The organism is Comamonas sp. GB3 AK4-5, assembly GCF_041320665.1.
Lineage (GTDB): Bacteria > Pseudomonadota > Gammaproteobacteria > Burkholderiales > Burkholderiaceae_C > Comamonas.
This window is the reverse complement of the sequence record NZ_CP166730.1, coordinates 4,669,900-4,684,108: the sequence shown is the minus strand read 5'-3', so window position 1 is coordinate 4,684,108 and position 14,209 is coordinate 4,669,900. Positions and strand designations below refer to the sequence as shown.

General features: G+C 65.0%; 11 protein-coding genes and 1 pseudogene. 7 read left to right on the top strand and 5 right to left on the bottom strand.

Annotated features, from left to right (window positions below; genetic code table 11):
* Positions 1-174 precede the first annotated feature (174 nt).
* Entirely contained in the window at positions 175-1,344 is a 1,170-nt protein-coding gene (locus ACA027_RS20795) for a GGDEF domain-containing protein (RefSeq protein WP_370680083.1), read from the top strand.
* Between the two features lie 83 nt (positions 1,345-1,427).
* On the opposite strand, the gene ACA027_RS20790 is transcribed toward ACA027_RS20795, so the two are convergent.
* Positions 1,428-2,672: an HD-GYP domain-containing protein gene (locus tag ACA027_RS20790; protein ID WP_370680082.1), complete on the bottom strand. Its 1,245-nt coding sequence runs from the start codon at positions 2,670-2,672 to the stop codon at positions 1,428-1,430.
* A 95-nt stretch (positions 2,673-2,767) separates the two neighbouring features.
* Between ACA027_RS20790 and recG the strand changes: the two genes are divergently transcribed.
* From recG to ubiA, 5 genes are all read left to right on the top strand, one after another.
* Positions 2,768-4,885: an ATP-dependent DNA helicase RecG gene (gene recG, locus ACA027_RS20785; RefSeq protein WP_370680081.1), complete on the top strand. Its 2,118-nt coding sequence runs from the start codon at positions 2,768-2,770 to the stop codon at positions 4,883-4,885.
* Positions 4,886-5,087: 202 nt separating this feature from the next.
* Positions 5,088-6,050, top strand: a complete 963-nt coding sequence (locus ACA027_RS20780) for a LysR substrate-binding domain-containing protein (RefSeq protein ID WP_370680080.1) — start codon at positions 5,088-5,090, stop codon at positions 6,048-6,050.
* A 122-nt stretch (positions 6,051-6,172) separates the two neighbouring features.
* Positions 6,173-6,715 (top strand): Dps family protein, encoded by a 543-nt coding sequence (locus ACA027_RS20775; protein ID WP_370680079.1) that lies wholly within the window; start codon positions 6,173-6,175, stop codon positions 6,713-6,715.
* Between the two features lie 25 nt (positions 6,716-6,740).
* Positions 6,741-7,538 (top strand): phosphatase PAP2 family protein, encoded by a 798-nt coding sequence (locus ACA027_RS20770; protein WP_370680078.1) that lies wholly within the window; start codon positions 6,741-6,743, stop codon positions 7,536-7,538.
* A gap of 136 nt (positions 7,539-7,674) precedes the next feature.
* Positions 7,675-8,562 (top strand): 4-hydroxybenzoate octaprenyltransferase, encoded by an 888-nt coding sequence (gene ubiA / locus ACA027_RS20765; RefSeq protein WP_370680077.1) that lies wholly within the window; start codon positions 7,675-7,677, stop codon positions 8,560-8,562.
* A 35-nt stretch (positions 8,563-8,597) separates the two neighbouring features.
* On the opposite strand, the gene proC is transcribed toward ubiA, so the two are convergent.
* The 4 genes from proC to ACA027_RS20745 all read right to left on the bottom strand — a co-directional run bounded on the left by proC (position 8,598) and on the right by ACA027_RS20745 (position 12,867).
* Positions 8,598-9,428 carry a pyrroline-5-carboxylate reductase gene (gene proC, locus ACA027_RS20760; RefSeq protein WP_370680076.1) on the bottom strand — a complete coding sequence of 277 codons (831 nt, stop codon included), beginning with the start codon at positions 9,426-9,428 and terminating at the stop codon, positions 8,598-8,600.
* Between the two features lie 547 nt (positions 9,429-9,975).
* Positions 9,976-11,472 (bottom strand): glycerol kinase GlpK, encoded by a 1,497-nt coding sequence (glpK, locus tag ACA027_RS20755; RefSeq protein ID WP_370680075.1) that lies wholly within the window; start codon positions 11,470-11,472, stop codon positions 9,976-9,978.
* A gap of 41 nt (positions 11,473-11,513) precedes the next feature.
* Positions 11,514-12,029 (bottom strand): GNAT family N-acetyltransferase, encoded by a 516-nt coding sequence (locus ACA027_RS20750; RefSeq protein WP_370680074.1) that lies wholly within the window; start codon positions 12,027-12,029, stop codon positions 11,514-11,516.
* Between the two features lie 67 nt (positions 12,030-12,096).
* Positions 12,097-12,867, bottom strand: coding sequence for a DeoR/GlpR family DNA-binding transcription regulator (locus ACA027_RS20745; RefSeq protein WP_370680073.1), 771 nt, complete (start codon positions 12,865-12,867; stop codon positions 12,097-12,099).
* A gap of 242 nt (positions 12,868-13,109) precedes the next feature.
* Between ACA027_RS20745 and ACA027_RS20740 the strand changes: the two are divergent.
* Positions 13,110-14,209 (top strand): annotated as a pseudogene (locus tag ACA027_RS20740) (ABC transporter ATP-binding protein).

The window sequence follows — 14,209 nt, the reverse complement described above, 5'->3', positions numbered from 1 at the left end:
AGATTGTCGCAAATCCGTGCAGTGGCGGCGCTGAAACACCTGGGAATTACCCTGAAAGCGTGGTGCTGATCATGCTGCCAGGGTCATCTTCCGCCTGCTTTTTGCGCAGCATCAGCATGTGATGGTGGGCGCGCAGATAGACTTGTTGGTTACTTATTGAAACAAGTGCGGCGCATGGCCATGGACACCACCTTTGTCTGGGACGACAACTTCATCACCGAGCTGGATACGGTGGATACGCAGCATCATGCATTGGTGGACCTGTTCAATGAGCTCAGCGCAGCCCTGTTTCGCCAGGACAGCGACAGCGAAGTTCTGCTGGAAGACATCTATCGCCGCCTGCTGGCCTATACCGAATACCACTTTGCCGAGGAAGAGGCGCTGATGCAGGAGCATGGGCTGGACGATAGACACATACAGCCCCACCATCATCTGCACCAGCAGTTTGTGGAGCAGGTGGCGCTGCTGTGGCGCCAGCGCAAGAACATGAGCGACCCCGGCACCACGCTGGTGGGCTTTCTCACCTCGTGGCTGGGGCTGCATATCCTGGGCATAGACCAGTCCATGGCGCGGCAGATTGCCTGTGTGCGTGCCGGCATGCCACCCACTCAGGCTTTCGACCTGGAGCGCGAGAACCATGACAACAGCACGCAAGCGCTGCTGAAGATGATTGGCAAGCTCTACAACGTGCTGTCGCAACAGAACATGCAGCTGGCTGAAGCCAATTTGCATCTGGAGGAGCGTGTGGCGCAGCGCACGCAGGAGCTGGAGCAGGTCAATGCCCGGCTGGAGTCCATGTCCCGCACCGATGGATTGCTGCAGATCGCCAACCGCGCCTATTTCGACGAGCGTTTGCTGCAGGCCTGTGCGCAGGCCGGGCGCAGCGGCCGGCCGGTGGGCCTGATCATGGTCGATGTGGACCACTTCAAACGCTACAACGACCACCATGGTCACCAGCAGGGCGACCGCTGCCTGCAGGCCGTGGCCGAGGCGCTGCGTACCAGCGTGCTCCGCGTGACCGATCTGGTGGCGCGTTATGGCGGGGAAGAGCTGGCGGTGATACTGCCCGATACCGACGCCGATGGCGCATTGGCGGTGGCCAGGCAGATGGTGCGCAATGTGCGTGCGCTGGAACTGGTGCACGGGGCTTCGTCGGTATGGCCCCATGTGACCGTGAGCGCCGGAGCCGCCAGCCTGGTGCCACCGGGCGGTTCGGCCAGCCGTGCTGCGCCGGCCGATCTGGTGGCCTTGGCCGATGCTGCCCTCTACCGCGCCAAGGCTCAGGGCCGCAATGGTTGTCAATTGGCATGCGCCGAGTCAGCGGGAACCGTGCTGGTGATGTAGCGGTGTTGCCCCTTACGCTCCGCTGTCGTCCCCTCGTCTCCCTATTGCAGGGGACGGCGCCAAAGGCGACTCAGGGGGCTATGTCAAGCCGTGGCCGCCGCGCCTTTGTGCCACAGGCTGTCCAGATTGGTGAACGGCCAGTTGGCCGGGTCTTCCTGGGCCACGATGCGGTCTTGCCGTGTCTGTGCCAGGTCCAGCAGCTGAGGGTTGAGCAGCTTCTCGCTTTTGGTGCAGTAAAACGCCACCACGCGCGGCGCTGTCAGGCTCTTGGTGGACGGCTCGCTCACCACAGCCAGCCGGCCCGATTGCAGGCGCACCAGCGAACCCACGGGGTAGATGCCCACGGTGCGCACAAAGGTCTCGAAGAGGCGCTTGTCCAGATGGGTGTCGGTCCACTCGGCCATGCGCTTGAGTGACACCGAAGGCGGCCAGCCTTTCTTGTAGGGACGGTCCGAGGTGATGGCGTCGTAGACATCGCAGATGGCCGTCATGCGCGCCAGCAGGCTGATGTTCTCGCCCGCGAGTCCATCAGGGTAGCCACGCCCATCCATGCGCTCGTGGTGGTGCAGGCAGGCATCCAGCACGGCCTCGTCAATGCCTTCGCTGCCCAGCAGCATCTCGTAGCTGGCACGGGGGTGGCCTTGCATATGGGCAAACTCTGCATCGTTCAGCTTGCCGGGCTTGTTCAGAATGGCCGGGTCCATGCGGGCCTTGCCCAGGTCATGCAGCAGACCCGCGAGACCGGCGCGGCGCGCCTGTGCCTCATCCATGCCCAGGTTGCGCGCCAGTGCCACCATCAGGCCGCTGACGGCCACGGAGTGCATATAGGTGTAGTTGTCGGCGGTTTTCAGTCGCGCCACGCTCAGCAGTGCATCGGGGTTGCGCAGCACAGACCCCGTGATCTCGTTGACCAGGGTCTCGGCCATATCCATGCTGATGGCGCTGCCCATGCGGGCCTCGCTGAACATGTCCAGCATGGCCTCACGTGATTGCTCGCACAGCGCAATGGCCTGGTTCAGCTCTTTGCCCAGGGTGGCCGGTGTGGTGTTGATGCTGGCCTGCGGCTGGGGGGGCGGGGCCACAGGCACGGCCTGGGGGCTGCCTTTTTGCGGGTCCCAGACCACGCAGGGCACGTCGGGCGGAATGTCCTTGCCGCGGCGTGTGTCGATCCAGACCTCGGTCACCGGGCTTTGCCGCAGGCGCTGGAGATCGGCCAACGAAGTCAGCAAAAACGCCCGCCGCCAGAAGGGATGGGACATCCAGGGGCCGCACATCTCATAGATGTACATGCCCGTGGCGAGATGTTGGACGGAAATGCGTTTGAACATGCAAAGCGGGAAACGGTGGCCAAAGCGGGTCGAGGGCCATGGTAGCCTTTCCCCTTGTGCTTGTGTTGCAGCTTGTCTGCCCTTTGATCCGCCTCATGTCCGCTCCATCGCCCGCCAAAAAAACCGCCCCCAGTGCTGCCTTGCAGGCCATGCACAAATTAGGGCTGGTGCGTGACATCGACCTGGCATTGCACCTGCCGCTGCGCTATGAGGATGAAACCCGCATCACCCCGCTGAAGAATGCGCGCGATGGCGACACGGTACAGATCGAGGCCACCGTGACCCACAGCGAGGTGCAGCTGCGCCCGCGCCGCATGCTGAAAGTCACGGTGGATGACGGAACGGGCACTTGCGTGCTCACCTTCTTCAGCTTCTACCCCTCGCACCAGAAGACGCTGTCGCCAGGCGCTGTGCTGCGTATTCGGGGCGAGGTCAAGGGTGGCTTCTGGGGCCGGCAAATGCTGCACCCCGCATTCAAGCTGGCCGGTGGTGAATTGCCACAGGCGCTCACGCCCATCTACCCCACCACGGCCGGCCTGCCCCAGCCCTATCTGCGCCGGGCCATTGCCAGTGCCTTGCAGCGCGTGCAGCTGCCCGAGACGCTGCCGCCCGGCACGCGGCCACCGGTGCTGCCTTATTGGAATGAAACAGGCCTGCAGCCTTTGATGGGATTGCGTGATGCGCTTCTGTTTTTGCACAATCCCACGCCCGATGTGGCCCTGGCCACGCTGGAAGACCACAGCCACCCGGCCTGGCAGCGCCTCAAGGCCGAAGAGCTGTTGGCCCAGCAGCTGTCCCAGTACCAGGCCAAACGCGAGCGCGCACGGCTGAAAGCGCCGTCGTTGACGGTGCCCCTGCCGCAGGCCGGCGACGCCACATTGGTGGAGCAATTCCTGGCCGTGCTGCCCTTTGGCCTGACCGGCGCCCAGCAACGGGTCTGCCGTGAGATCGCCGACGACATGGCCCGCCCCATGCCCATGCACCGCCTGCTGCAGGGCGATGTGGGCTCGGGCAAGACCGTGGTGGCTGCCATGTCGGCCATGGTCTGCATTGCGGCCGGCTGGCAATGTGCGCTGATGGCCCCCACCGAAATCCTGGCCGAGCAGCACTTTGGCAAGCTGGTGGGCTGGCTGGAGCCTATTCTTGCGCCGCTGGGCAAGAAGGTGGCCTGGCTGTCGGGCGCGCAAAAGAAAAAGGAACGCGCCGCCATGCTGGCCCTGGTGGCCAGTGGCGAAGCCGCCTTGGTGGTGGGCACGCATGCCGTCATTCAGCAGCAGGTGGAGTTCCACAACCTGGCGCTGGCCGTGATCGACGAGCAGCACCGCTTTGGCGTGGCCCAGCGCCTGGCACTGCGGCAAAAACTCGCCCATGCCGGGCTGGAGCCGCATCTGTTGATGATGAGCGCCACCCCCATTCCGCGCACCCTGGCCATGAGCTATTACGCCGACCTGGATGTGTCGGTGATTGACGAGCTGCCGCCGGGCCGCACCCCCATTGTCACCAAGGTGATCTCGGACAGCCGCAAGGACGAGGTCGTTGCCCGCATCGGCGCCCAGGTGGCGGCCGGCCGCCAGGTGTACTGGGTGTGCCCGCTGATTGAAGAGAGCGAGGCCCTGGACCTGTCCAACGCCACGGCCACCCACACTGATCTGAGCGAAGCCCTGCCCGGCGTGATGGTGGGCCTGCTGCATTCACGCATGCCCACTGCCGAGAAGAAGGCGGTGATGGAGCTGTTCACCGCCGGCATCATGGGCGTGCTGGTGTCCACCACGGTGATCGAGGTGGGTGTGGACGTGCCGAATGCATCGCTGATGGTGATTGAGCATGCCGAACGCTTTGGCCTGTCCCAGCTGCACCAGCTGCGCGGCCGCGTGGGGCGGGGCGCGGCGGCATCGGCCTGTGTGCTGCTGTATGCCGTCAATGACAACGGTCGCCTGTCCGACACCGGCAAGGAGCGGCTGCGTGCCATGGCCGAAACCAATGACGGCTTCGAGATCGCCCGGCGCGATCTGGAAATCCGTGGCCCTGGTGAGTTTCTGGGCGCACGCCAGTCCGGTGCCGCCATGCTGCGCTTTGCCGATCTGGAGCAGGACGTGGCCTTGCTGGAATGGGCGCGCGAGTTGGCGCCCCCCATGCTGGAGCAGCATGCGCTGCTGGCGGAGGTGCATATCTCCCGCTGGTTGGGTGGCAAGGCCGAATACCTGAAGGCTTGAGCCTGTGCCAATGGCCGGGCCGTGGCCGTGATGGCTCTGGCGGCTCTGGCGACACTCGCCAAGAGGGTGGATGCGGGCCAAGCATTCTTACCCCGCAGCTTCCCTGACATATGCTGGAAAAAAAAGGGCATTTGACCTGCGCCAGCTGTAGGTGCATGCACAATGAACGGCCCCTTTTATGTGAAGAGAATCCCAAGACGCCATGACGCTCACAGAACTGAAATACATCGTTGCGGTTGCCCGAGAAAAGCATTTCGGCCGTGCGGCTGACGCCTGCTATGTTTCGCAACCCACGTTGTCTGTGGCGATCAAAAAGCTCGAAGACGAGCTGGATGTCAAATTGTTCGAGCGCAGCGCGGGTGAAGTCACCGTCACCCCCCTGGGTGAGGAAATCGTGCGCCAGGCCCAAAGCGTGCTGGAGCAGGCCGCTGCCATCAAGGAAATCGCCAAGCGCGGCAAGGATCCACTGTCCGGCGTGCTGACCCTGGGCGTGATCTACACCATAGGCCCCTATCTGCTGCCCGATCTGGTGCGCAACTCCATAGACCGCACGCCGCAGATGCCGCTGATGCTGCAGGAGAACTTCACCGTCAAGCTGCTGGAGATGCTGCGCACCGGCGAGATCGATTGCGCCATCGTGGCCGAACCCTTTCCCGACACCGGCCTGGCCATTGCGCCGCTGTATGACGAGCCCTTTATGGCTGCTGTGCCCAGCAGCCACCCGCTGGCGCAAAAAGCTTCGGTGTCCACGCAGGATCTGAAGAACGAAACCATGTTGCTGCTGGGTACGGGCCACTGCTTTCGCGACCATGTGCTCGAGGTCTGCCCCGAGTTCGCGCGCTACGCCAGCAACGCCGAAGGTATCCGCCGCACGTTTGAAGGCTCTTCGCTGGAAACCATCAAGCACATGGTGGCGGCCGGCATGGGCGTGACCCTGGTGCCGCGCCTGTCCGTGCCCAAGGACGCGCTGGACACACCGCGCCGACGCAAGTCGGACGAGCCCCATATCCGCTATCTGCCCATCGTCGAGGAAGACGGTGCCCTCCCTCCCAGCCGTCGCGTGGTGCTGGTCTGGCGCCGCAGCTTTACCCGCTATGAAGCCATTGCTGCGCTGCGCAATGCGGTCTACGCCTGCGTGCTGCCCGGGGTGAGCAGGCTGTCCTGAAGCCAGTGGGTGGCAATCGCCGCCATAGGCAAAAACTTGATGGTGCGCAGCATCTGCTGCGCAGGCGGCGCTACAGTTTTGCATAGCCCTCGCGCAGGGCGTTTTTCAAGGAGTGTGTATTCATGGCCAAGGATTCCCGCAAAACCCCTAGCAAGACCAGCAAGCCTGACAGCGCTGCTACAACTGGCGTGCCCGCCATCAACATCGGCATCAGCGAAAAGGACCGCGCAGCCATTGCCAAAGGGCTGTCGGTGCTGCTGGCCGATACCTACACCCTGTACCTGACCACGCACAATTTCCACTGGAACGTGACGGGGCCGATGTTCAACACCCTGCACACCATGTTCATGGGCCAGTACACCGAGCTGTGGAATGCGGTGGACCCGATTGCCGAGCGCATTCGCTCGCTGGGCCATTTCGCACCGGGCTCCTATGCCCAGTTCGGCCTGCTGGCCACCCTGCCCGATGTGCCGGCCACGCCACCCAAGGCGGACGAGATGATTCGCATCCTGGTGCAAGGCCATGAGGCCGTGGCCCGTACGGCGCGCGAGCTCTTCCCCCTGGCCGACAAGGCCAGCGATGAGCCCACGGCCGACCTGCTGACCCAGCGCCTGACAATCCACGAGCAAACCGCGTGGATGTTGCGCTCGCTGTTGGAAGCCTGAGCGGTTTTTCGGCACACTGCATCCCATGATGCAGTGGATCGATATCTATGCAGCGCCCTTGCTGGCGCTGCTTTTGACAGCCGCCCTGGGCGGCTTTTTTGTGCACCAACGTCTGGGGCTGCGTCCTTCTCCCGCCGGTGTGCCGGGGTCTGCATGGCCCTGGCTGGCCCTGGGCGGATTGGCTGCGCTGGCCATGGCCGGCATGACCTGGAGCGTGGCGCAGGGCATGGTCCCCGCTGCAGCGCAAGGCAGTGTGGGCGTGGACTGGCTGGTGCTGGACCACCGGGTGCAGGTCTGGGTACAGACCCTGGGCCAGGCCGCCTGGATGCCCGTGGTGCGCGCCTGGACCCAATTGGGCCATGTGCTCTGGATGGCAGCGCTGGGCATGTTGGCCTGCATCTGGCTGCTCTACCGCCGCGCCTGGCTGTTGCTGGGTGCCTGGGTGGTGGGCGTGGCCGGTGTGGGGCTGTGGGTGCGCATCCTCAAAACCCAGGTGGCACGGGAGCGACCCGAGGTGCGCTGGGCCATGGAGCATGGCTATAGCTTTCCCAGCGGCCACAGCGCCGGCACGGTGGTGTGCTACGGGCTGCTGGCCTGGGTATGCCTGGCGCTGGCAAGGCCCGCGCAGCCGCGCTGGGTGGTGGCCGGCACGGTGGCCGTGGTGCTGGGCGTGGGCATCAGCCGGGTGCTGCTGGGGGTGCACTATGTGAGCGATGTGCTGGCCGGTTGGCTGTTGGGCCTGGCCTGGTTGTCCCTGGTGATTGGCATGGCCGAGCTGGCGCGCAAGGCGGCAGGGCAGGGACTGCAGCGGCCCCGGGGCTGAGCGCCTGGAGCGTGCCCACATGCCAGGCCGCTATACCCGCTGTGCCGCAGCGCCCGTGGGCAGCATGCACAATGACCGCCGGCCGGTGGAGCGTTCACCCGTTCCGCAGGCCGGTTTTTTTGTGAGTTGACGATTTATGAATGCCTCCTTGCCTCCCACTGCCCCACGCCGCAGCCGTCTTGCGCTGTACCTGGACCTGGTCCGCTGGAACCGCCCCGCAGGCTGGTTGGTGCTGGTCTGGCCCACGTTGGGCGCTTTGTGGGTGGCGGCAGATGGTTTTCCGGGCTGGCATTTGCTGGCGGTGTTCGTGCTGGGCACGGTGTTGATGCGCAGCGCCGGTTGCACCATCAACGACATTGCCGACCGCGACTTTGACAAGCATGTGAAGCGCACCACGCAGCGGCCCATCACCAGCGGCCAGGTCAGCGTGAAAGAAGCCGCCCTGGTGGGTCTGGCGCTGACCCTGGTGTCCCTGGTGCTGGTGCTGACCACGCGCTGGGAGGCCGTGGCCTGGTCGGTGCCGGCCGTGCTGTTCACCATCCTCTACCCGTTCACCAAACGGTTTTTTGCCATGCCCCAGGCTTTTCTGGGCATTGCCTTCAACTTCGGCATCGTCATCGCCTTTGCCGCCGTCACGGGCCATGTGCCGCTGACGGCCTGGATTCTGTGGCTGGCCAATATGTGCCTGGTGCTGGCCTATGACACCGAATACGCCATGGTGGACCGTGACGACGACCTCAAGATCGGCATGAAGACCTCGGCCATCACCCTGGGCCGCTTCGATGTGGCCGGCATCATGGCCTTTTTCGTGCTGTGCTGGGCGCTCACCGCCTGGGTGCTGCTGCCCTACCAGCTGGGCTGGCCTTTCTGGCTGGGCATGGCCGTGGCCGCGGCGCAGATCGCCTGGCATTTCACGCTGATCCGCCACCGCACGCGCGAAGGCTGCTTTGTCGCTTTCAGCAAAAGCCACTGGATTGGCGCCGCCATTTTTGCCGGCGTGGTACTGGGCTATGGATTGAAGTGATGCTGTGGGGCGCATAGCGCCCCACAGCATCACTGTTACTTGCCAAATTCAGCCGCCAGCTCCTTGGCCCGGCTTTCGGCATTGCGCATGGCCTGCACAAAATGCTCGGGCACCTGGGTGGCTTGCATATGGGTGATGGCAGCGTGGGTGGTGCCGCCCTTGCTGGTGACGCGTTCGCGCAGCACGCTGGCGGGTTCGTCGGAACGGGCCGCCAGCTCGGATGCGCCCTGGAAGGTGGCCACGGCCAACTGGTAGGCCTGGGCCTGGGGCAGGCCCATGTCTACGCCGGCCTGGGTCATGGCTTCGAGGAACAAGAACACATAGGCCGGGCCGGAACCGGACAAGGCGGTCACGGCATCCAGCTGGCCCTCTTGCGCCACCCAGATGAACTGGCCGGTGCTGGCGATCACGCCATCCACCAGCGTGCGGCCTGCGGCGTCCACATCGGCGCGGGCGTAGAGGCCGGTCATGCCCTTGCCCACCAGGGCTGGGGTGTTGGGCATGGCGCGCACCACGCGGCCGGTGCCCAGCCACTGGGCCACGCTGTCGGTGGTGATGCCGGCGGCCACGCTCAGATGCAGGGCATGGCGGGTGAAGGGGCCGACGGCATAGGCTGCATCCTTGAAGGTCTGGGGCTTGGTGGCCCAGACCACCAGCTCGGCCTCTTGCAGTGCCTCGGTGGCGGAGGGCAGGGCCTCAATGCCGAACTTGCTGCGCAGCGCATCGCGTGCGGCCTCAAACGGCTCGACCACGGTGATGCGTTCGGCCGGCAGGCCCTGGGCGATCAGGCCACCGATGATGGCGCTGGCCATATTGCCGCCGCCGACGAAGGCGATGGCGCGGGGAAGAGAGGCAGGAGTGCTCATAAAGGGCTCGCAATGAGAAGAAGGGGGTGCCTGGTACGTGGGCAGAAGGGCTTTGTCCGAATCCGTCTACGCGCCGAAGGCCTGGCCATTGTGGCGCGGTGCGGTTGGTGGCGCTCAAGAAAATGGTAGCGGCTTGTGCGCTTCAAATATGGATTTGCGAATTAAAACTGCGACAAACCCAATACATAAGAGCGATAGGTGCTCTGCTTTTAGTCAAGCCATGCTGGCGTAGCGGGCTACCCCTCACCCCCACCCTCTCCCGCAAGCGGGCGAGGGAGGGATACCGGAGGCCGGCCCCCATCCCCGCCTTCCCCCGGTGGGGAAGGGGCAACACCCAAGGCAGGGAGCAAAAGCCTTTCTCCCGGATGACGCCTCTATGGGTGTGGCCAGCCTGTCGCCACGTTCCAATCGGGCCCAGGCGTATAAAACTGGCGGACCCCAAGTCAGGGCTGCCGCGCAAGGGCCGCCCCGCCGCGCTGGCAGCGCCCCCCTCCCGCGAGGGCAGCGAGCGAGAGCGGGGGGAAGGCACGAAGTGCCTCAGGGGGTGTCACTCCAATACCGTTTGGGCGACCGCATGCTCCCAGCGTGCCATCAACTCCTCGGCCCGGTGCTGGTCCATGGTGGGGACAAAGCGGCGCTCGGCCTTCCACAGCGCGGACAGCTCCTGCGTGCTCTGGTAGACGCCGGTGGACAGGCCGGCCAGATAGGCCGCGCCCAGGGCGGTGGTTTCCACGCAGGCCGGGCGCACCACGGGAATGCCCAGCAAATCGGCCTGGAACTGCATCAGCAGATTGTTCACGCAGGCGCCGCCATCCACACGCAGCTCACTCACGGCAGCGCCACCGTTGGCCACGGCATCGCGGCTCATGGCCAGCAGCAGGGCGGCGCTTTGGTAGGCAATGGATTCCAGCGCCGCGCGGGCGATATGGGCCATGGTGGAGCCGCGGGTGAGGCCGGTGATGGTGCCGCGGGCATCGGGCTTCCAGTAGGGCGCGCCCAGGCCGGTGAAGGCGGGCACCAGCATCACACCGCCGCTGTCGGGCACGCTTTCCGCCAGCTGCTGCACCTGGCCGCTGTGTTCGATGGCGCGCAGGCCGTCGCGCAGCCACTGCACCACGGCGCCACCGACAAACACGCTGCCTTCCAGCGCGAACTGGGGCGTGGCTGTCGCCTGGGCTGCCGAGGTGGTCAGCAGGCCATTGGCGGATCGCTGAAAGTTGCCACCGGTGTGCATCAGCATGAAGCAGCCCGTGCCATAGGTGTTCTTGGCCATGCCGGCCGAGAAACAGGCCTGGCCGAACAGTGCGCTTTGCTGGTCGCCGGCCACGCCGCCGATGGCGATCTCGTCGCCCAGCACATCGGCTGCGGTGCGGCCAAAGTCGGCGGCCGAGGGCAGGACTTCGGGCAGCAGGCTTTTGGGAATGTGCAGCGCGGCCAGTAGCTCCTCGTCCCACTGGTTGGTGTGGACGTTGAACAGCATGGTGCGGCTGGCATTGCTCACATCGGTGACATGGCGCTTGCCGCCGGTGAGCTGCCAGACCAGCCAGCTGTCCACGGTACCAAAGGCCAGCTCGCCGGCCTCGGCCGCAGCGCGGGCGCCGGGCACATGGTCCAGCAGCCACTGCAGCTTGCTGCCGGAGAAATAGGCATCGATCAGCAGGCCGGTTTTTTGCTGGATGGTCTCGGCCATGCCGGCTTCGCGCAATTGGGCGCAAATCGGCTCGGCCCGCCGGTCCTGCCAGACGATGGCGTGGTGAATGGGGGCGCCGGTCTTGCGGTTCCACACCACCGTGGTCTCACGCTGGTTGGTAATGCCCACGGCGCGGATGTCACGGGCCGTGAGGCCGGCCTTGGCCAGGGCCTCTTTGGCTGTACTCAGCTGGGTGCGCCAGATTTCGCGCGGGTCATGCTCCACCCAGCCCGGGCGCGGGTAGATCTGGGGCAGCTCCAGCTGGGCCGAGGCCACCAGGCGACCCTGGGCGTCAAAAACAATGGAGCGGGAGCTGGAGGTACCCTGGTCCAGGGCAAGCAGATAGGTCGTCATAAGAGGGTGTCTTCCAGGCGCTGCCAGCGGCAGCGCGCAACTTAAGGTGCCGTCAAAGGCAGTACAAAGCGGGCCATCTGGACCTGTTCGCTCCAGCCCAGCTTGGCGTAGAAACCGCGCTCGTAGGAGCTGCGCTGGCGGTTGTTCACCAGCCAGATGCGCGCACAGCCTTGCTGGCGTGCGGCCTGCACGGCGGTATCCAGCAAGCGGCTGCCCAGGCCCAGCCCGCGTGCGGTGTCGGCCACAAACAGCTCGCTCAGATAGGCTTCCCAGCCCCGGATGATGGCTGCGGGCAGCCAGTGCACGGCGCAGTAGCCATGAATCTGCTGCTGCTCGTCTTCGGCCACCAGCAGCAGGCTGCGATCGGTCTGGGCTTGGGCCTGCAGCAGGGCCTGCACGGCCTCGACATTCTGGGCCGCGCTGCGGCCTTCATAGGCGGCAAACCAGCCCATGCCGTGCAGCAGGGCGCTGATGCCTGCGGCATCGGCCGGCTGGGCGGGGCGAATGCGGTGGGTGGCCGTGCCAGGGCCCGAGGCGGCAAGCAGATCGGTCTTCATGGAGAGAGGATAGAGGCAAAAGCGCGGCATGCCGCTAGGTGCTGCCCGCAAGCCTCCGGAGGCCGCGTCAGCTCTGGCCGGCCACGGTGTACTCCACCTCGGCCTGTTCCAGCAAGGGAATGAAGTGGGCCGGTGGCGGCGCATCGGTGAACAGCCGGTCCACCTGCTGCAGCGTGGCCAGCTGCACCATGGCCTGGCGGTCGAACTTGCTGTGGTCGGCCGCCAGCCAGACCTCGCGCGACTGCTGGATGATGGTTTGCGCCACTTTCACCTCACGCAGGTCGAAGTCGCGCAGCGTGCCGTCGGCCTCGATGGCAGAGATGCCGATCACGGCAATGTCCACCTTGAACTGGCGCATGAAGTCCACCGCCGCCTCCCCCACGATGCCGCGGTCGCGCGTGCGCACCACGCCACCGGCGACGATGACTTCGCAGTCCGCATTGCTGCTGAGGATGGCGGCCACGTTCAGGTTGTTGGTGATGACGCGCAGACCCTGGTGGCGTAAGAGCGCCTTGGCCACGGCCTCGGTGGTGGTGCCGATGTTGAGGATCAGCGAGCAACCATTGGGGATGGACTGGGCCACGGCCTGGGCGATGCGGGTCTTGCCCTCTGCATTCATGGTCAGGCGCTGCGGGTGGGCGATGTTCTCCACGGTGGCGCTGGGCATGCGCACACCGCCGTGAAAACGCACCAACAGGCCCATGTCCGCCATCTTCTGCACGTCACGGCGCACGGTCTGCAGGGTCACCCCCAGGATGTCGGCCAACTGCTCCACGGTGGCGGATTGGCGTTGACGGACTTCTTCGAGCAGTTGCAGTTGGCGGGGATTGGAATTCACGGCGCAAAAAGGTAAGGGTGGGGCAAAGGGGAAAAAAGCAAACCCGGCAGCTTTATAGCGCACGCAGCAGCACACCTGCGGCATGTATGCGCAATGTAGACCGAAGTAAAACGAACATGGCCTAGGGTAATTTTCTATGGGGTAGTGGCGAAAAAGAACAAAAACTCATGCAAACCGAAAGCAACAGCTTTCAACGACGTGCAAGTACACATGGGCTCCCGGTGCGGAGCAGAGAGGTGGCGATGCAGCTGGTGCTGGAAAACGTGGAGCAGCGCGTTGGGGGCAGACCTGGCTCTACCCCTTGAGTCTGGCCCTGCAAAGCCATGCCGTCACGGTGCTGCTGGGCGCCACCCAGGCGGGCAAGACCAGCCTGATGCGCATCATGGCCGGGCTGGACGCCCCCACCAGCGGCCGCGTGCTGGTGGATGGGCAGGACGTGACCGGCATGCCCGTGCGCCAGCGCAATGTGGCCATGGTCTACCAGCAGTTCATCAACTACCCGGCGATGACGGTGGCCGACAACATTGCCTCGCCGTTGAGGCTGCGCGGAGACCAAGACATTGATAGCAAGGTACGCGCGCTGGCAAAGCGTTTGCACATTGATGGCTTTCTGGAACGCTTGCCGGCCGAGCTCTCGGGCGGCCAGCAGCAGCGCGTGGCCCTGGCCAGGGCCTTGGCCAAAGATGCCCCGCTGATGCTGCTGGACGAGCCCTTGGTGAACTTGGACTACAAGCTGCGTGAAGGCCTGCGTGACGAGCTGGGCCAGCTGTTTGAGGTCGGTCGCTCCACCGTGGTCTATGCCACCACCGAGCCGGGCGAGGCCTTGCTGCTGGGCGGCTATACCGCCGTGCTGGATGCGGGCGAGCTGCTGCAATACGGCCCCACGGCCCAGGTGTTCCATGCGCCGTGCTCGTTGCGTGTGGCCCGGGCATTCAGCGATCCCCCCATCAACCTGGCGCCGGTGCAACTGGCCCAGGGCGGCAGGCAATTGCAGCTGCCCGATGGCAGTGTGCTGGACCTGCTCCAGCCCTTGGCCCAGGGCCAGAGCATGGCGGTGCTGGGGGTGCGCGCCCATGCGCTGCGGCTGCAGGCCGCGCCCGGCGATGTGCAGCTGCGCGGCCAGGTGCATCTGGCGGAAATCTCGGGCTCCGACACTTTTGTCCACGTACAGCTGCCCTGGGGGGATTGGGTGGCGCAGCTGACGGGGGTGCACCAGGTAGAGATCAACCAGGCCATCAGCGTGTACCTGTCACCCTTGGATTGCTATGTGTTTGAGAGCGAACAACCGGATGGCAGCGGCGGCGGTTTGCTGCAGCTGCCACAGGCCGAAAGCAGGAGCTAA